Annotated in this window: 20 protein-coding genes and 1 tRNA gene; 13 read left to right on the top strand and 8 right to left on the bottom strand. The window is 64.0% G+C overall.

The window, feature by feature from the left end; genetic code table 11:
- The first annotated feature begins 26 nt into the window (after window positions 1–26).
- Window positions 27–326, top strand: a complete 300-nt coding sequence (locus tag AAN986_RS12225; RefSeq protein WP_047216991.1) for a hypothetical protein — start codon at window positions 27–29, stop codon at window positions 324–326.
- Window positions 327–467: 141 nt separating this feature from the next.
- Here the strand turns inward: AAN986_RS12225 and AAN986_RS12220 are convergent, their stop codons facing one another.
- Window positions 468–1805, bottom strand: a complete 1338-nt coding sequence (locus tag AAN986_RS12220) for an MFS transporter (protein ID WP_016447181.1) — start codon at window positions 1803–1805, stop codon at window positions 468–470.
- Window positions 1806–2102: 297 nt separating this feature from the next.
- Between AAN986_RS12220 and cyoA the strand changes: the two genes are divergently transcribed.
- From cyoA to AAN986_RS12185, 7 genes are all read left to right on the top strand, one after another.
- On the top strand, window positions 2103–3149 hold the full coding sequence (gene cyoA / locus AAN986_RS12215) for a ubiquinol oxidase subunit II (protein ID WP_016447182.1): 1047 nt from the start codon (window positions 2103–2105) through the stop codon (window positions 3147–3149).
- 65 nt (window positions 3150–3214) lie between these two features.
- On the top strand, window positions 3215–5221 hold the full coding sequence (gene cyoB, locus AAN986_RS12210) for a cytochrome o ubiquinol oxidase subunit I (RefSeq protein ID WP_016447183.1): 2007 nt from the start codon (window positions 3215–3217) through the stop codon (window positions 5219–5221).
- The gene (cyoC, locus tag AAN986_RS12205) at window positions 5214–5846 is read left to right on the top strand and encodes a cytochrome o ubiquinol oxidase subunit III (RefSeq protein WP_016447184.1); all 633 of its coding nucleotides are present in this window, start codon (window positions 5214–5216) and stop codon (window positions 5844–5846) included. The genes cyoB and cyoC overlap by 8 nt, the downstream gene beginning before the upstream one ends.
- Complete coding sequence (gene cyoD, locus AAN986_RS12200) at window positions 5847–6281, top strand: cytochrome o ubiquinol oxidase subunit IV (protein WP_047216990.1); 435 nt, start codon at window positions 5847–5849, stop codon at window positions 6279–6281.
- A gap of 71 nt (window positions 6282–6352) precedes the next feature.
- Window positions 6353–7066 carry an SURF1 family protein gene (locus tag AAN986_RS12195; RefSeq protein WP_047216989.1) on the top strand — a complete coding sequence of 238 codons (714 nt, stop codon included), beginning with the start codon at window positions 6353–6355 and terminating at the stop codon, window positions 7064–7066.
- A gap of 113 nt (window positions 7067–7179) precedes the next feature.
- Window positions 7180–8481 carry an ATP-binding protein gene (locus tag AAN986_RS12190; protein WP_016447187.1) on the top strand — a complete coding sequence of 434 codons (1302 nt, stop codon included), beginning with the start codon at window positions 7180–7182 and terminating at the stop codon, window positions 8479–8481.
- 29 nt (window positions 8482–8510) lie between these two features.
- Window positions 8511–9047, top strand: coding sequence for a response regulator transcription factor (locus AAN986_RS12185; RefSeq protein WP_012205888.1), 537 nt, complete (start codon window positions 8511–8513; stop codon window positions 9045–9047).
- Between the two features lie 72 nt (window positions 9048–9119).
- On the opposite strand, the gene cyoE is transcribed toward AAN986_RS12185, so the two are convergent.
- The gene (cyoE, locus tag AAN986_RS12180) at window positions 9120–10025 is read right to left on the bottom strand and encodes a heme o synthase (RefSeq protein ID WP_016447188.1); all 906 of its coding nucleotides are present in this window, start codon (window positions 10023–10025) and stop codon (window positions 9120–9122) included.
- Window positions 10022–11212, bottom strand: coding sequence for a COX15/CtaA family protein (locus AAN986_RS12175; RefSeq protein ID WP_016451655.1), 1191 nt, complete (start codon window positions 11210–11212; stop codon window positions 10022–10024). The genes cyoE and AAN986_RS12175 overlap by 4 nt, the downstream gene beginning before the upstream one ends.
- 522 nt (window positions 11213–11734) lie before the next feature.
- Between AAN986_RS12175 and AAN986_RS12170 the strand changes: the two genes are divergently transcribed.
- From AAN986_RS12170 to AAN986_RS12155, 4 genes are all read left to right on the top strand, one after another.
- A complete protein-coding gene (locus tag AAN986_RS12170; protein ID WP_017403888.1) occupies window positions 11735–11956 on the top strand; it encodes a hypothetical protein in 222 nt (73 codons plus the stop codon).
- Window positions 11957–12156: 200 nt separating this feature from the next.
- On the top strand, window positions 12157–12339 hold the full coding sequence (locus tag AAN986_RS12165) for a hypothetical protein (protein WP_016447190.1): 183 nt from the start codon (window positions 12157–12159) through the stop codon (window positions 12337–12339).
- A complete protein-coding gene (locus AAN986_RS12160; RefSeq protein ID WP_047216988.1) occupies window positions 12336–12590 on the top strand; it encodes a hypothetical protein in 255 nt (84 codons plus the stop codon). The genes AAN986_RS12165 and AAN986_RS12160 overlap by 4 nt, the downstream gene beginning before the upstream one ends.
- 99 nt (window positions 12591–12689) lie before the next feature.
- A complete protein-coding gene (locus tag AAN986_RS12155) occupies window positions 12690–12971 on the top strand; it encodes a hypothetical protein (protein WP_016447192.1) in 282 nt (93 codons plus the stop codon).
- 36 nt (window positions 12972–13007) lie between these two features.
- On the opposite strand, the gene AAN986_RS12150 is transcribed toward AAN986_RS12155, so the two are convergent.
- The 4 genes from AAN986_RS12150 to AAN986_RS12135 all read right to left on the bottom strand — a co-directional run bounded on the left by AAN986_RS12150 (window position 13008) and on the right by AAN986_RS12135 (window position 16298).
- Entirely contained in the window at window positions 13008–13796 is a 789-nt protein-coding gene (locus tag AAN986_RS12150) for a class I SAM-dependent methyltransferase (RefSeq protein WP_047216987.1), read from the bottom strand.
- A 710-nt stretch (window positions 13797–14506) separates the two neighbouring features.
- Window positions 14507–14644, bottom strand: coding sequence for a hypothetical protein (locus AAN986_RS12145; RefSeq protein WP_162233967.1), 138 nt, complete (start codon window positions 14642–14644; stop codon window positions 14507–14509).
- 170 nt (window positions 14645–14814) lie between these two features.
- Complete coding sequence (locus AAN986_RS12140; protein ID WP_080945370.1) at window positions 14815–15351, bottom strand: cysteine hydrolase family protein; 537 nt, start codon at window positions 15349–15351, stop codon at window positions 14815–14817.
- A 443-nt stretch (window positions 15352–15794) separates the two neighbouring features.
- Window positions 15795–16298, bottom strand: a complete 504-nt coding sequence (locus tag AAN986_RS12135; protein WP_252652474.1) for a GNAT family protein — start codon at window positions 16296–16298, stop codon at window positions 15795–15797.
- Window positions 16299–17659: 1361 nt separating this feature from the next.
- On the opposite strand from AAN986_RS12135, the gene AAN986_RS12130 reads away from it, so the two are divergent.
- A tRNA-Gly gene (locus AAN986_RS12130) sits at window positions 17660–17733 on the top strand.
- An 83-nt stretch (window positions 17734–17816) separates the two neighbouring features.
- Here AAN986_RS12130 and AAN986_RS12125 read toward each other — a convergent pair.
- Entirely contained in the window at window positions 17817–18143 is a 327-nt protein-coding gene (locus tag AAN986_RS12125) for a hypothetical protein (protein WP_016446204.1), read from the bottom strand.
- Window positions 18144–18262 lie beyond the last annotated feature (119 nt).

Below are 18262 nucleotides of genomic sequence, written 5' to 3'. Positions count from 1 at the left end.
CCAGCCGGAACCACAGCAAGCACACCATGGCGCAACCACCGACACCCGAGCCTCATTCCGCCGAACCGGCCCAACCAGGCAAAAGCCGCATCGTGCCCTGGCTCATCGGCCTGCCCGTGGCTTTCTTCGGTGTGCTCATGCTGGCCGGGCAGCTGCTGTCCACGCCCGAAGGCGAGGCGCGCTGGGTGGAGCGCGAAACCATCAAGATCTGCCGCAAGGAAACCGCGCGGCCAGAGGCCGAGCGCAAGACGCAGCAGTTTGAATCGGTGCAGGACTGCGACAGGCTCGAATTCGACTTCAAGCAGCGCTACGGTGAAAACCCCTGAGGCGGAGCCGCAACGGAAAATGCCCCCACGCTCCCCTGCTTCGCAAGGTCCGCTGCCCCCCAGGGGGCCAGCTTTTTGCCTTGGGGCGGCCCGGCGACAAAAAAGGCCGGCAGAGCCGGCCTTTGGCTTGCAAGGGCCCGTTCAGTCGCGCGTCTCGATGGCCCGGTTGATGCCCAGCGCCGCCAGCGTGCACAGCGCGCCCGACAGCAGATAGATGCCCAGCGCCACCAGGCCGAAGCGCGAGGACACGCCCAGCGCCACCAGCGGGGCAAAGGCCGCGCCGACCAGCCAGGCCATGTCCGAGGACAGGGCCGCGCCCGTATAGCGATAGCGCGAGGGGAAGTTGGCCGTCACCGTGCCTGCCGCCTGCCCGTAGGACAGGCCCAGCAGGATGAAGCCGACGATGATGAACACGTTGTTGCCCGTGGTGCCGCTGCCCAGCAGCCAGGGAGCCACAAAGCTGAAGATGCCGATCAGGCAGGCCATGGTGCCCAGCGTGTTGCGCCGCCCCACTCGGTCGGCCAGCCAGCCCGAAACCATGATGGCGCCGGCCGCACAGAAGGCGCCAACGATCTGCACGCCCAGCACATGGTTCACCGACTGGTCCGAATACAGCGAGATCCAGGACAGCGGGAAGATGGTCACCAGGTGGAAGAGCGCAAAGCTGGCAAGGGCTGCAAAGGCGCCGATGACCACGTTGCGGCCCTCGTCGCGCATCAGCGGCACCACGCCCATGGGCTCCAGCTCGCGCTGCGCCAGCAGCTCGGTGTAGGACTGGCCCACCACCAGGCGCAACCGGGCAAACAGTGCCACCACGTTGATGGCAAAGGCCACGCAGAAGGGATAGCGCCAGCCCCAGCTGAGGAACTCGTCGGCATCCACATGGGCATAGATGAAGGCAAACAGGCCTGCCGCCAGCACAAAGCCCAGCGGCGCACCCAGCTGCCCGATCATCGAATACCAGCCCCGCCGGTTCTGGGGCGCCGACATGGCCAGCAGCGACGGCAGGCCGTCCCAGGAGCCGCCCAGTGCAATGCCCTGGCCGATGCGCAGCAGCGCCAGCACGATGATGGCGTTCACGCCCGCCTGCTGGTAGCTGGGCAGGAAGGCCATGCCCACCGTACACACGCCCAGCAGGAAGAGCGCCAGCGTCAGCTTGGTCGCCCGGCCCCAGCGCCGCTGCACGGCCATGGACAGCGCCGTGCCCAACGGCCGCGCCACGAAGGCCAGCGCGAAGATGCCGAACGACATCAACGTGCCGTCAAGCTTGGAAAGATAAGGGAACAGCAGTGCCGGGAAGACCAGCACGCAGGCGATGCCGAACACGAAGAAGTCGAAGTACTCCGAGGATCGCCCCAGGATCACGCCGACGGCGATCTCGTTGGGCGTGACATCTTCGTGGGTGTCGGCGCGGGACAGAGATTCCTTGCTTTCGTAGCTTCCGTTGGGGAAGCTTGCAGTTGTGTCGAGGCCGCTCATAGATGGATGCTCCTTGTCTCGTCTCACTGACAGCTCCGTTCTACGCCCTCGCTTGATCTGGCGCAAGGCGGTTTCACCTCGACCGGACTTGGTGTTTTTCCTGCTGCGCGCGGCCGAAAAATGCGGCCTCCGGATCGCCGGGACCCCGCTGCCTGCCCCGCCAGGTAGCAGAAAGTTCCCGGCTTCTCCTTGACGTTGGACAAAATGTCCAATGGACAAATTTATACTTCGTAATACATTTGCCCGGATCTTGTAATCCGCGTTTCTATGTAAACGCGCTCTTGTTGCGCCCCTAGCATGCTAAAAATCAAGGAACTCCGTGGGCCTGCGTGGCTCACCGCGGCCGCTTTGACAGCCAGTCTCACTGGCTGCAGCAAAGCCGTCGTGCTCAACCCGGCCGGCGATATCGCCGCGCAGCAAGGCAACCTGGTGGTCACGGCCACCTTGCTGATGCTGATCATCATCATCCCGGTGATCATCCTCACGCTGCTGTTCGCCTGGAAATACCGCCAGTCGAACACCGAGGCCCACTACGACCCCGAATGGCACCACTCCACCACGCTGGAGCTGGTGATCTGGTCCGTGCCGCTGATGATCATCATCGCGCTGGGCGCCATCACCTGGATCAGCACCCACAAGCTCGACCCCTACCGCCCGCTGGACCGCGTCTCGGCCTCCAAGCCCTTGAGCACCGATGTCAAGCCGCTGGAAGTGCAGGTCGTGGCCATGGACTGGAAGTGGCTGTTCTTCATCCCTGAAAAGGGCATCGCCACCGTCAACGAGCTGGCCGCTCCCGTGGATCGTCCCATCCACTTCAAGCTGACCGCCACCTCGACGATGAACGCCTTCTACGTGCCTGACCTGGCCGGCATGATCTATGCCATGCCCGGCATGCAGACCGAGCTGAACGCAGTGATCAACAAGACCGGTGTGTTCCACGGCCTGGCATCGCACTACAGCGGCGCCGGCTTCTCGGGCATGACGTTCAAGTTCCACGGCCTCAGCGACGAGGAATTCGAGCAGTGGGTTGCCAAGGCCAAGTCCGAAGGCAAGGCCCTGAACCGCGACACCTACCTGAATCTGGTCAAGCCCAGCGAGCGCAACCCGGTCGAGCGCTTCGCCACCGTGGACGAAGGCCTGTACGACAAGGTGCTCAACCGCTGCGTCGAGGAAGGCAAGATGTGCATGCACCACATGATGGCCATCGATGCCGCAGGCGGTGAAGCCTATCTCAAGGCCGTGGGCATGAACCTGCCCCAGGATGTGTGCACGGTGCAAAACGCCGACCGCGTCGTGGCCTTCCTGGACCAGCGCGACGGCTCGGCCGCCAGCGCACAGCAATAAGCAGATAGCGGAAGCGGACGACGGCCAGCCCGCCGCCCGTTCCAAAACGACCTAAGAGACTCGATATGTCTGAACATACCTCCCCGGCACAGGCCCACTGGCTGCTGGGACGCATCACCTGGGACTCCATCCCGATGGCGCATGAGCCCATCGTGCTGGTGACCTTCATCGCCGTGGTGCTCGGCGGCCTCGGCGTGCTGGGCCTTCTCACCAAGTTCCGCCTGTGGGGCCCGCTGTGGCGTGACTGGCTGTGCAGCATCGACCACAAGAAGATCGGCATCATGTACATGATCCTCGGTCTGGTCATGCTGCTGCGCGGCTTCGCAGATGCGCTGATGATGCGCCTGCAGCAGGCCATGGCCTTCGGCGACAACCTGGGCTACCTGCCTCCGCACCACTACGACCAGATCTTCACGGCCCACGGCGTGATCATGATCTTCTTCGTGGCCATGCCCTTCGTGACCGGCCTGATGAACTACCTGGTGCCGCTGCAGATCGGCGCCCGCGACGTGTCCTTCCCGTTCCTGAACAACTTCAGCTTCTGGATGACCACGGGCGGCGCCGTGCTGGTGATGATCTCGCTGTTCCTGGGCGAGTTCTCCACCTCCGGCTGGCTGGCCCTGTCCAACCTGGGGGCGCAGAACCCGGGGGTGGGGCTTGACTACTACATCTGGGGATTGCAGGTGGCCGGTGTCGGCACCACGCTGTCGGGCATCAACCTGATCGTGACCATCATCAAGATGCGCGCACCCGGCATGAACCTGATGAAGATGCCCGTCTTCACCTGGACTGCCCTGTGCACCAACGCGCTGATCGTGGCCTCGTTCCCCATCCTGACCGCAGCCCTGGTGCTGATGTCGCTGGACCGCTACGTCGGCACGAACTTCTTCACGAACGACCTGGGCGGCAACCCCATGCTGTACGTGAACCTGATCTGGATCTGGGGCCACCCCGAGGTCTACATCCTGATCCTGCCGTGCTTCGGCATCTTCTCCGAGATCGTCTCGACCTTCAGCCGCAAGCGCCTGTTCGGCTACACCTCCATGGTGTACGCGACGGTGTGTATCACCATCCTGTCCTACCTGGTGTGGCTGCACCACTTCTTCACCATGGGCTCGGGCGCCAGCGTGAACACGTTCTTCGGCATCACGACGATGATCATTTCGATCCCGACGGGCGCCAAGATCTTCAACTGGCTGTTCACCATGTACCGCGGCCGCATCCGCTTCACCGTGCCGATGCTGTGGACCGTGGGCTTCATGTGCACCTTCGCCATCGGCGGCATGACCGGCGTGCTGCTGGCCGTTCCCCCGGCCGACTTCGTGCTGCACAACAGCCTGTTCCTGATCGCCCACTTCCACAACGTGATCATCGGCGGCGTGGTATTCGGCGTGTTCGCCGGCATCAACTTCTGGTTCCCCAAGGCCTTCGGCTACAAGCTCGATGAGTTCTGGGGCAAGTGCTCCTTCTGGTTCTGGCTGGTCGGCTTCTGGGTGGCCTTCACGCCGCTGTACGTGCTGGGCCTGATGGGTGTGACGCGCCGCGCCAACCACTTCGAGGACCCCTCGCTGCAGATCTGGTTCATCATCGCCGCCTGCGGCGCAGGCCTGGTGGCCCTGGGCATCGGCAGCTTCCTGATGCAGCTCGTGGTCAGCTACTTCAAGCGCGACCAGCTGCGTGACGAAACCGGCGATCCATGGGAAGGCCGCACGCTGGAGTGGGCCACATCCTCGCCCCCGCCCCAGTACAACTTCGCCTTCACGCCCGTGGTGCATGAGATCGATGCCTGGTGGGATATGAAGAAGCACGGCTACCAGCGTCCGCTGACCGGCTTCAAGCCCGTGCACATGCCCGCCAACACCGGCGCCGGTGTCGTGATCGCTGCGCTGTCCACGGTCTTCGGCTTCGCGATGATCTGGCACATGTGGCCCCTGGCCATCGTGTCCTTCGCCGCCACCGTGCTGGCGTCGATCATCCACACGTTCAACTACAAGCGCGACTACTACATCCCCGCCGCGGAAGTCGCGGCCACGGAAGAACTGCGCACACAACAGCTGGCACGTCATGTCTGATATCCGTTACACCGCAGGCGGCGCTGCCGCCCTGGCCCCGCGTGAGTACCACCTCGCCGAGGAGCCCCATCCCGAAAACGGCACCGCTCTGGGCTTCTGGCTCTACCTGATGAGCGACTGCCTGATCTTTGCAGCGCTGTTCGCCACCTATGGCGTGCTGGGCCGCAACTACGCTGCAGGCCCCACGGGCGCCCAGCTGTTCGACCTGCCCCTGGTGGCGATGAACACGGCCTTCCTGCTGCTCTCGTCGATCACCTTCGGCTTCGCCATGCTGCAAAAGCAGCAGGGCAAGCTGGGCGGCACGCAGATGTGGCTGGCCATCACCGGCCTGTTCGGCCTGTGCTTCCTGGGCCTGGAACTCTATGAGTTCTCCCACCTGCTGCACGAGGGCGCTGGCCCTCAGCGCAGCGCCTTCCTGTCCTCGTTCTTCACGCTGGTGGGCACCCACGGCCTGCACGTGACCTTCGGCCTGATCTGGCTGGTCACGCTGATGATCCAGATCAACAAGCACGGCCTGACGCACGAGAACAACCGCCGTCTGATGTGCCTGTCGATGTTCTGGCACTTCTTGGACGTGGTCTGGATCGGCGTCTTCACTTTTGTTTATCTGATGGGGGTGCTGTAAATGGCTGCACACGACATCCACGCCGGCCACGGTCACCACGACCATCACGGCCATGACGACCACCACCACGATGCCGGCCCGCACAGCACGTTCTCGGGCTACATGTGGGGCTTCGTGCTCTCGATCATCCTGACGGCCATCCCGTTCTGGCTGGTGATGGGCAACATCATCTCTGACCGCTCGACGGCCGTGATGGTGCTCGGCGGCTTCGCCGTGGTGCAGATCCTGGTCCACATGGTCTTCTTCCTGCACATGAACGGCAAGATCGAAGGCGGCTGGACCCTGCTGTCCACCATCTTCACCGTGGTCTTCGTGGCCATCGGCATCGCAGGCACGCTGTGGGTCATGTTCCACATGAACACCAACATGATGCCCCAGCACACCATGCCGACCGATCCTGCGGCGCAGACGGCACCGGCCGTGGTCACGCCTTGACCGCATCCGGAAACTCCGGGCCCTCCAGCCGCGCAGGCGCATCGCGCCGGCGCGGCCCACTCGCTCAGGCGATGCTCATCTCGGTGGGCATCGCCTTGTTTTTGGGCTTCATCTTCCTGGGCAGCTGGCAGGTGCAGCGCCGCGCCTGGAAGCTGGATCTCATAGAGCGCGTGGAGCAGCGCGTGCACGCCGCGCCCGCTGCCCTGCCCCCGCCCACCGAATGGCCGCAGATCACGGCCGCCGACCATGAATACCGCGCCGTGCAGGCCAGCGGCCAATGGCTGACAGGCAAGACCGTGCTGACCCAGGCCGTGACCGAGCTGGGAGCAGGCTTCTGGGTGCTGACGCCGCTGCAGCTGGACGATGGCAGCCAGGTGCTGGTCAACCGGGGCTTCATCCCCACGGAGCAGCGCGCACGCTGGCAGGCGCAGCCCGGGCAGGCATCCCAGGACCAGGTGACGGTGTCCGGCCTGCTGCGCATCAGCGAGCCGCGCGGCGGTTTTCTGCGCGAGAACGATCCTGCTCAGCAGCGCTGGTTCTCGCGCGATGTGGCGGCCATTGCACAGGCCCAGGGCCTTGGCAAGGCAGCGCCCTATTTCATCGACGCCGGCCTGCCCGGCCAGCTCGTGGCGGACGGCACCTGGCCGCGCCCGGGCATGACCGTGATCCGCTTTCCCAACAGCCACCTGGTCTACGCACTGACCTGGTACGGATTGGCGCTGATGGTGGTCGGTGCCGCCTGGCTGGTCAGGCGCAATGACCGGCAGCCGGCCGACAAGCCATAGAACCGCCTTGCGCAGGCAATGGGGCCATCGATGACATCGGTGGCCCTTTTTCTTCAGTCCTCTACAAGACCCTGCCGCGCCACGGCTGCCTGCGGTAGCGCACAATCGCCCGCGTGAATTCGCCTTCAGAGTCCCTGTTCCGCGTCGAGCGCACCACCGAACGCCAGAACATGCAGCTGCTGATACAGCTGCGCTGGTTTGCCGTGGTCGGGCAGGTGATCACCATCTCCCTGGTGCACTACGGCTTCGGCATCAACCTGCCGCTGCCGGCCATGGCCCTGGTGCTGATGGCCAGCGTGTTCACCAACCTCGGCTACATCTACTGGTACCGCAGCCACCGCCGCCAGATCTCGGCGCGCAACCTGTTCCTGGCCCTGCTGGCCGACGTGCTCGCCCTGGCCATACAGCTATATCTGAGCGGCGGCGCCAGCAATCCCTTCATCTACCTGTTCCTGCTGCAGGGCATTCTGGGCGCCGTGCTGCTCAGGCCCGTGCACGCCTGGATCATCGTTGCCAGCACCTCGCTGTGCACCCTGGTGCTGGCCATCGTGCACTGGCCCCTGCCCATTGGCGCGGCGGGACCGGACGGGCTGCCCGGCCTGTACGTGAGCGGCATCCTGATCAGCTTCGGGCTGACCACGGTGCTGCTGGTGGTCTTCCTGCGCCGCATCGTCTCCAACCTGCGACGGCGCGACGCGCGGCTGGCCAACATGCGCCAGCGCGCCAGCGAGGAAGAGCACATCGTGCGCATGGGCCTGCTGGCCACGGGCGCGGCGCACGAGCTGGGCACGCCGCTGTCGACCATGTCCGTCATCCTGGGCGACTGGCAGCGCATGCCCGTCATCACGCAAGATCCCGATCTGCTCGCCGACCTGCAGGAGATGCAGCAGCAGCTGCTGCGCTGCAAATCCATCGTCTCCAGCGTGCTCATGTCCGCCGGCGAAACCCGCGCCGACGCGCCCCAGGCCACGACCTTGCATGCCTTCATGGATGGAGTGGTCGCCCAATGGCAGTCACGCCATGCGGTGGAGCGTTTCGACTATGTCCAGGCCGAAGAGGACTTCCCCATTCTTTCGGATACCGCGTTGCAGCAAATGGTTTGCAATGTGCTCGACAATGCCGCCGAGGCATCTCCCGGCCATGTGGCGCTGCACCTGTCCGTGCGCACCGGCATGCTGTGCATCACCGTGCGCGACAAGGGTCCCGGCTTTGCACCTGCCGTGCTGGAGCAGCTGGGCCAGCGCCATATCTCCACCAAGACGGAGCGCCCGGGCCGCGGACTGGGCCTGTTCCTGGTGCTCAACGTGGCGCGCTCGCTGGGCGGACGCGTTCAGGTGAGGAACACCCCGCCCAGGGGCAGCGAGGTGGAGATCCGCCTGCCCCTGTCATCGATTGCCATTGAACCCGGCGCCTGAAGCGGCGCCCACAGGAACCCGAATCGCCCATGGACAGCTCCCGCCTCCTGCTGCTGGTTGAAGACGATGCAACGTTTGCACGCACGCTGACGCGATCGTTCGAGCGGCGCGGCTACCGCGTGCTGCAGGCCGCCAGCGCCGAGGAAGTGCGCGAGCTGCTGCAGACGCATTCGCCGCAATACGCCGTCATGGACCTCAAGCTGGCCGGCAATGCCTCGGGCCTGAGCTGCGTGCAGATGCTGCACCAGCACAACCCCGAGGCGCTGATCGTCGTGCTCACCGGCTATGCCAGCATTGCCACGGCCGTGGAGGCCGTCAAGCTCGGCGCCTGCCACTACCTGGCCAAGCCGTCCAACACCGACGACATCGAGGCCGCCTTCGGCCGCCTCGAAGGCCGCACCGACGTGGAGCTGTCTCGCAACCCCACTTCCATCAAGACACTGGAGTGGGAACACATCCACGAAACCCTGGCCGAGAGCGACTTCAACATCTCCGAGGCCGCACGCCGCCTGGGCATGCACCGGCGCACGCTGGCGCGCAAGCTGGAAAAGCGGCAGATCAAGTAAGACGGCAGGCACCAAGACAAACCGGGCCTCAAGGGCCCGGTTTGTCATTGCGCGGCCATGGCCCTCAGGCCATCAGCCCAGCCAGAGGTAGTGATCGATCAGCAGTGCCAGGAACAGCACGCTCAGATGCACCAGCGAGAAGCGGAAAGTCCTGCGCGACAGCTCGTCCGAGTAATTGCGCCACAGCGCGAAGGCATAGCCGCAAAAGCCCACGCTCAGCACCACGGCCACCACCAGGTACAGCCAGGAGCTCATGCCGTACATGAAGGGCAGCATGCAGGCTGCGAACAGGATCACCGTGTACAGCAGGATCTGCAGCCGCGTGTACTCGCTGCCATGCGTGACGGGCAGCATCGGCAGGCCCGACTGGCGGTAGTCCTCCACGCGGTACAGCGCCAGCGCCCAGAAATGCGGAGGCGTCCACAGGAAGATGATGAGAAACAGGATCAGCGCCTCGGGTCCGACCTGGCCCGTCATCGCGGCCCAGCCCAGCACGGGCGGCATGGCGCCGGAGGCGCCGCCGATCACGATGTTCTGCGGCGTGGCGGGCTTGAGGATCACCGTGTAGATCACGGCATAGCCCACGAAGGTGGCCAGCGTCAGCCACATGGTCAGCGGATTGGTGCACAGCAGCAGCACCAGCGCACCCAGCGTGCACAGGATGGCCGAGAAGGCCAGGGCCTGCTGGCTGGTCAGCTCCCCGCGCGCCGTGGGCCGCCAGGAGGTGCGCTTCATGCGCGCATCGATATGGCGCTCCACCAGGCAGTTGAAGGCCGCTGCGGCGCCCGCCACCAGCCAGATGCCCAGGCAGGCCAGCGCCATGTGCAGCCACTGGTCGGCGTTGGGCCAGCCCGGCACGGCCAGCACCATGCCGATCAGCGCGCAGAACACGATCAACTGCACCACGCGGGGCTTGGTCAGGGCATAGAACTGCGTCCAGCGTGAGGACTCGACACTCAGGGAAGCTTGTTTACTCATGCAATCTCTCCACGGGCAACCGGCAACCCGGCCCGCAGCGTGCCCGGGCGACTGGCCGCCAGGCACCAAACAATCACGGTCACCAGCGCGGCTGCGCCACCCGTATGCAGCACTGCAGCCACCAGCGGCCAGTCCAGCACCACGTTCGACAGGCCTGTCAGCACCTGCAACACCAAAAACGCAGCCAGCACGCGGCGCTGCGGCGCCAGGGCAGGCGCCTCGCCCAACCGCCACCACAGCCCGGCAAGCGCGGCCACCACCACATAGGCCGCAAGGCGGTGCAGATAGTGGATGGCCGTGAGGCCCGCAAGGCTGATGTTGCTGCCGTCCTGCAGCAGGCCCAGCGGACGCCAGATCTGCAGCGCCTGCGAAAAATCCATGGCCGGCCACCAACTGCCCTGGCAGGTCGGAAAACTGCTGCAGGCCAGCACCGCATAGTTGGTGCTGACCCAGCCACCCAGTGCCACCTGCAGCACCAGCAAGCCCAGGCCCAGCCACAGCAGAGCACGCAGGCCCGGGGAAATCACCGTTGCCTGCTGCTGGCGTGCCGCCCGGCTCAGCCCCACGGCGGGCACGCACAGCAAGGCCAGCAGGCCCGTGCCGCCCAGCAGGTGCAGGGTCACGATGGCCGGAAACAGCTTCATGGTCACGGTCCAGGCGCCAAAGGCACCCTGCAGGCAGACCCAGAACAGCGCCAGCGTGGGCCACCAGGGGCTCATGGCCCCCCGCCGTGCGCCTTCCACGCCTTGGGCGCCACCCGCCCTGCCCTGGCGGCGCGCACGCCGCCAGGCCATGATGGTCATGGCGATGATGAGCACGCCCACGGTGGTGGCCAGATAGCGGTGGACCATCTCTATCCATGCCTTGCCATGCGTCACCGGCCCGGTGGGCATGGCGGCCTGCGCCTCGGCAATCTGCGCGCGGGCGCCCATGGGGCTGGCGCTGCCATAGCAGCCCGGCCAGTCAGGGCAGCCCAGGCCGGAATCGGTCAAACGCGTAAAGGCGCCGAACAGCACCAGGTCGAAAGTCAGGAACAGCGTCAGCACCGACAGTGCCTGCAGCCGCTTGAGCGAGCCACCGTTGCGGTTGCGCAGCCACACCCAGGCCAAGGGTCCCAGCGCCAGCAACAGGCCCAGCAGCATCAGCTCCAGAACGGGGGCCAGATCGTACAGCGCCTGCTCGTTCACCTCCGCCCTCCGCAGCGCAGCGTCCACCGGACGGAACCGACCCCAGGCAAGCCGCAAGGCAATGCCACAGGCGCATCCGGTTGGCGACAGCAGAACTTCATAAATGAGAGCAATTTGACGAGAAGGCTCAGCCCCATGCGCGAGATTGGATCGCAGGCCGGGCCCACAGAGAATCAGGACATGCACCCAGATACAGGCTGCGGGACGGCGCCCCATGCACAAGGCCCGCCAAGCGGGCCCGGTCGCTGCAACTTTCAGAGCAGCATGTCTTTGATATGAAACAATTCTACTTGCCTGCGCACCACTCAAGCGCCCAAGCGCGCAGTGCCCCTAGACCGCAGCCAGCTTCTTTTGGCCGGCGTGGTGCGGCTTGGGCCGGGTGCACACGAATTTGCGCAGGGCACCGCCCGAGGCATCGGTGGCCCGGCTTTACACAACTGCTCAGATTCGCTCAGACTCAGACGCCCAGCGTTCCTTAGATTGACGCTTTTACTTGGGGACCGGCAACCGCCGGGTGAGGCCATGATTGCAGGACGCTCGTGGACTGTGCTTGATGGGCGCGGACACGAAATCGGGCGTGTCGAAGGCGATGAATTCGTCCGGTGCGGGACCAGGCTCATCTACCGCATCGATGGGCCGGCGCTGTACTCCATGGACGGCTCGGCCAGACTGATGGGCTTTATCGAAGGGACCGAGGTCAGAACCCGGCAGGGGCGGATCTTTCTCAAATTCCTCGCGCATTGAACTGCGCTGCTCTGATCTGCGCAGCACCGTGCGCATGCAGCGGCAAGCTTTCGGCCCCCTTCTGCGCCAGCCGATGACAATCTATATCAATTCATTCATAGCCAGTCGCTAAGACGCACAGATAATTGCCGGCATTCGTGTGAATTGTGAGAAGGGACCGGGCCACGTGCCACGCCCTTCGCATGCTGGAGGATTGGCAGATGAGCGCCCCGGAAATGGAGGCCATACAGGAGCGGCTGAAGAAGCTGCGGGCCGACGAGGCGCAGGTAGCCGAGCAGCTGGAACGGCTGCAGACCCAGAAGGCTGCGCTGGAGCACAGGCAAGCCATGATCCAGGGCGCCTTGGAGGTGCTGGAAGAGATGCGGCAGGAGCTGGAGCCATGAACCGCGGCAAGCCCGGTTCGTCCCCGTCCCCGTCCTCGTCACCGCCCGCCACTGCCCTGCCAACAACCCAGGACTGGCTGGAAAGAATTGCAGCCCTGGATGCCACGCAGCCGCCGCCTACCCCACCTCGTCCGCGCAACACCCGCAAAGCAGCGCGCCGCAAGGCGGTCACCATCGTGGCAAGGCTGGTGCTGCTGGTGCTGCTGGCCATCGCCCTGGCCGTGGCGGCGCAATTGATGTGGGTCAAGTAGCTGCCTGCGGTATACCCTCGCATCCTGGCGAAGTTCCCATATTGTTTGCATGCTCACTTGCGCCTAGCATGGAGGCACACTCAACGCAGTGGAGGTGTCATGGCCGATCCCGAAGAACCGCTGGAAATACGCTCAGAACGCTGGCAGTCGCTGAAGGGGCTGGACATCGCCTCCGTGGATCTGGGCCCCATTTGCGTGGTGCTCTTGCTGACGTTGATCTGCATGGCCGTGATGCTGCTGCTGGCCAAGTCCGGCGCCGAGCAGGTGCGGCAGGCCCAGCCATCGCCCCAGGCCAAAGGCCCTGCTCCCCGACCGCAACCGGCGCAGCCCGTGGCAGAACCCGCCCAGCAACAGACCTGGATACCGGCCTTGCGCACCTGAGCGCGGCAAGGCCGGTCCAGGCCGTAGGTAGCGCGTTCAGACCTTCATCGAACGTGTCGCAATGAAGGTCGGCACGAACTTCTCGATCACAAAACGGGCGTGGGGCTGCCAGTCCTCGTGGAAGCCCGTCAGCACAAGCCCCGCATCCAACTGCCCCCCGATCTGATCGGCCAGCGTATGGCCGAACACCAGGGCCTCGTTGCGCTCGCGCTTGGCCGCAATCGCCTCGGGCGGCAAATCCGCCACATCGGAATACGGCAGGCGCCAGGCGGGCCGCACGAGTCCTTGCTCGCGCAATGCAGGATCACGGTCCTCCACGAAGACCACCGGATTCCAGAAGCTGGACAGAAGACGCCCGCCCGTCGTCAGCACCCGCGCGCATTCACGCCACACGGGCCGCACATCGGGCACGTAGAGGTTGGAGATGGGGTGAAAGATCACATCAAAGCTGGCGTCTGCAAAGCCCCCCAGATCGCGCATATCGCCCTGCACGCAGGTCAGCGCAAGGCCTTCGCGCTCGGCCACGTGCCGGTCCTGCGCAAGCTGGCCGGCTGAGGCGTCGAAGACGGTGACCTGGGCGCCCGCTGCCGCAAGGATGGGCGCCTGCTGGCCGCCGCCGCTGGCAAGGCAGAGGATGCGCAGGCCGCGTACATCATCCAGCCAGCCGGCAGGCAAGGGGCCTGGCGTGAGCCGCGCCTGCCAGCTCCCGGCGCGGGCCCGTGCTATTTCGGCGCTGTCGACCGGGCGCGACCAGTCGCAGGACTTGGCAGCCTGCTGGTTCCAGGCGGCCGTGTTGTGGGCAAGGATATCGATGGATTCCGTCATGGGCACTCTTTCAAAAATTCCGAAAGGAGGCCGCACGGCGACGCCGGGTTGCGTTCAGGAAACGCAGAGCAATCAACGAACAGGCAGGAGGTGACGCAGGCGTCCGCCGTCGGCCGGCAAAGGGCTTCGGGGGATGGGTCGGACGAAGGTCCGAAGGCGTCACAGGTTCATGTCAGGCTCGCAATGGTCGCAGGGATGGAAGCAAAAATTCTAGGGCTGCCCGAAGCACGCTGTCAAACAGCTGCGGCGCCTTCCCCACACGGTCATGCAAAAGTCACAATCGTGAGACGGCCTGGCTGTAAGTTGAACACGCACCCTCGATGGCGCCGGCTTCTGCTGCGCCTTGGCGCGCCCGCTGACGACCGCCTTTTCCAACCCGGCGCCCAATGGATACCGAGGAGCAACACTTTGAAGGAGAGCTATGCGTAGTCCCAAGAAAGGCAGAGAGCCGATCCGGCTCCTGGACCTGGCCCCTGCCGTCTTCTGCATGCAGTGCGAACAGGAAAAGCCCGCCACAGGCGCCCGCCAATTCCATGCGTGGCACGTGTGCAGCGATTGCTCGCAGAAGCTGGCCCGACTCCCCACGGCGCAAGCACCGACGGCGCACCCTGCGCACTGAGGCAAGCGATTCCCCAAAACGACAGCCCGCCAAATGGCGGGCTTTCTCATGCCCTTTCGGGCATGGGCGGGACCATGACAGTGGATCGCGCCTACCAGGGCGCAAACACCATCATCAGCGCCACGGCCACGACGGCTGCGGCGATGTACATGGTCCGCTTGGTGGCGAACCGGTTGCGGGACGACGACGTGGGCACTTGGCCAGGGGTGTTGGGAGGAGGTGTGTTCATGGCCTCAAGCATGGGTGCCGCCCAGGCACGCCCTTGTCGGACAAGCACAGGTCAGGGAATCAGCGCAAGGCAGGACCAGGCCGTCGGCATTGGCCCATGGCCCGGTGGTCTGAAAGACGAATGGCGCTGCAATCGCTCGCGTGTGCCTCAATATGGGCGGACTCCGCAGATCAGGTGTGAACCGGTGCCGAGAAATCCCAGGCGTTTGCGGGCATGACCGCGCAAAACGCCCCTGCCAGCGTCGCGTTGTGGTGTTCCACAATCTTCTGCGCTGCAAGCTGGGGGGTGTCGGCACAAGTATGTCCATCCGCAATAAGGACGGCATCAAGGCCCAGATCGCGAGCGACCCGGCAATTGGTGTCCACGCAGTACTGAGTCTTCATGCCGGTGATGACCAGGCCGGTCACGTTGCGTGCTTGAAGCTGCTGCAACAGATCGGTGCCTGCAAAGGCGCTTGGGCGGTGTTTTTCGAACACAACCTCACTGCCGTCCAGTTGCAGTTCGGGTGCGAGTTGGGTCAGTGGGCTGCCTGGGCCAATGGGCGTTCCCACGGGACCGATGTGACGAGCCAGAAAAATTGGCGCTCCCGCACGGCGGGCCTGTTCCATCAAGGTGTTGATGGTGTCCAGCACCTCGGTGCAGCGCCACATGGGTTCAGGGCCTCGGACCAGGCCGACCTGAACATCGAGGACTAACAGAGCAAACATGAGTACAACTCCTTGCGTGGTGCCGGCGACGCAAGTGCAAAAAAAAGGGCCCGGTCCATCGCTGGCGGGCCTGGGAAGTGGTTCAACTGGGACTCACGGCACTTCACACGGTCCGCAGGAAGCGGTCGTGGAGATGGTAGTGGTGAGAGTGCAGTGAACCATGGAGTTCCATTGTAACGAGCGCCTTCGCCTGTCATCTCAGCACCTATGCGGCTTTTTTGCGTTTGTCGCGCCGCAGATCTCGCCCCTGTAGTTCCGGACGCTGTCCAGCTGTTTTCGGGGGGAGACGTCAGGCAAGAACAAGCCCGCTGGTAGGGCTTGTCTGCACCTCGGTGTGCTTCACCTTCTTCGACGTCTCGTCACTTCCCAGGATGACAAGGTGCTGCGCCCTTTGCGAGACCAGTTCATGGAGAACCCCCAGGCGCTGACGGATCCGGCAGCGACTACGCGGTCAACAGCGCCCAGCGTTCGTGATCTCGCCAGCGACCACCGACCTTCATGAATGCGGGCGACAACCCCTCCAACTTGAAACCACAGGACTTCACCAGTGCTATGGCTGCCTTGTTCTCAGGCTGAATGTTGGCTTCCAGCCGATGCAGCTTCGAAGTCCTGAAGACCTGCTTCACGACATGCGCGAGGCCCTCCTTCATCAGGCCCTTCCCTTCGAAGCCCGAGAATGCAAAGAAGTCGATATGGGCAGAGCGGAACGGGTCCATCAGGATGTTCGTGATCTGCACGACCCCGGCAAAACCATCGCTGCGCCACTCCCAGATCACAAATGCCGCACCCGACGGCTCCTGCACGCGAGCCAGGTAGCCCTGGAACTCCTGTGCCGTGCTGGGCGGCGAAACCCATGGAGCGTGCAGTTTGCGGCTCTGTCCGACCGCGTCGATGAACTGCTGCTCCAGATCGGCGGTCAGCGTCGAAACGTAGATATCTGTGCCCATGACTTCCCTTCTCTGTGGAAAGAAAAGTGTAGCCAGCCCAGGAATCCGTCGGAAGCCCGGCAGCGCGCTTGCACCCTACAGCCTTGTCAAGTGCACCATAGAAACGACGAAGCCCGCTTTGAACTGACCCCATGAAGTTGGACGGTTGGAAGTTAGCGGCTCAAGGCCTGATTTCGGTACTGCACCGGACTCAGGCCTTCTAGCATGAGCTTGATGCATTGGTAGTTGCCCAAAGACCACCACCGCGACCATGCCCTGCCCTGCGGCGACTGCCCCTCTCAGAAAGGAAACCTCGAAATGACCGGCCACAAGCCCTTGCGGCAGCAGAAAGGACCGGCATCGTGACCACGAAACCCTAACCCATCGCCACTAACGTCTATGACAAACAGCCGGGCGGAACCTATCGGGCCACCATGCACGTCAGTGGGCTGGCCATCCAGCGCGCTCTGCGACATATCCGTCCGGGGACACGACAGGAGCTTGCGCGGTTCCGCCTGGGACAGCACCCGGCGCCGAAACCCCACATGCTTCCCCCCGGCGGTTTTCCCCTTGGAACACAGCTGGCGTTTGAGAAGGCTACGCCAACAGTTCGGCGCCTCCCTACCGATCTTTCCTGCATCGAGCCCCAGTCCCACGCCTGCCCCAGCTGTGCCCGCAGCTGCTTGGCCGCCGTGGGAGGGTCTCGTCGCTTATCGAGTACGTCGTAAGCTTGGCCACAGGTCACGTCACGCGGCACTGTCCAGGCAAGCTCTGGTACCTCGCCCAGCATTCGCGCCAGAGCGCTCCACGCAAGGGCCGTGCACTCGGCTTGGCGCAGCCGCGCAAGGTGATCGCGGAAACCCTCCAGCAGCGCACGCACCTTAGACGATACGGCAGGACCATGTTTGGCCAGTGCTGCCTTGCGACGGGCAGTGACCGGATCAACTCCTGCGCTACCCCCGCGCTTGTCTCCCTGAACTGAGACAGCCTCTGCAAAGCGCTATCTCGGGCCAGTGCCCGAGCCTCACCTACTTCATCAGGCCAGCAGAGCTGTTTGTAGCGGTAGGCCCGTGTTTTGTGCGATTGGGAGGTGACCTATCGCAATTCATCGCACCCCTTCACGAGCAGGTGCGAGCCTGGCTGAAGCTGCTTTGCAGACCGCGAATCGAATAGCACTAGAATCTCACCCAGAGTCATGGCGCCGGTTCTATTGCCAGCGACGTAGGAGGCAAAAACCTACTCCCGAACCTACGCCAAGGTTGCAGGTGCAGATAGATTTCGCTGGGTGCCAAGTTGAGGTTTTGCGGCAAACGCGCCGTGAAACTCTCAAGAAAACAAGCATCTAGCGAAGAAATGCATGATTCGACAATGGCTCAACCAAGGCGGGCGTCGTTCAATGGCAGGACCTGAGCTTCCCAAGCTCATGACGTGGGTTCGATTCCCATCGCCCGCTCCAGCTTTCCTCGCGCACTCTTCATTTGCGCGCGCGGGCCAATCTCTGGACTGAGGAGCAGGCGCCGCCGCAGCGGCGCCGGGGCTCTATCGCACGCCAGGCGATGAACTGCCCATCTCGACTTTCAGGTCTGGGAAGGAGTTGACCATCTGGACCTTGAAGTCAGGGAAAGAGGTGACGATCTGCCACTCCCCGCAACGGTCTGCGGAGGAGTTCACCACCTTGACCTTGAGGTCCGGGAAAGAACTGGTTGCCTGGACCTTGATGTCGGGGAAGGACTGCACGAGCTGGACCTTGCCGTAGAGGCGGATGCCTTTGTAGGTGCAGTTTTTCTTGTCGAAGTCTGCGGCGTGAACGAATGCCGGCAGGGCAAGACAGGCAAAGACAAAGCTACAACGCTGCAGAAGATGCATATGCGAAAAGGGAGTGGGTCTTCGGAAACAAGCCAGGCCGTGGCTTGCGGCCGCCCTATTAGAGCATCCTGCATGCAGAAGCCCCTGACGTTTTCGACTGAGCGTCAGCCTGGGGCAAG

This window comes from Delftia sp. DS1230 (assembly GCF_040112715.1).
GTDB classification, from domain to species: domain Bacteria; phylum Pseudomonadota; class Gammaproteobacteria; order Burkholderiales; family Burkholderiaceae_C; genus Comamonas; species Comamonas tsuruhatensis.
This window is presented reverse-complemented; position numbering and strand designations above follow the sequence as displayed.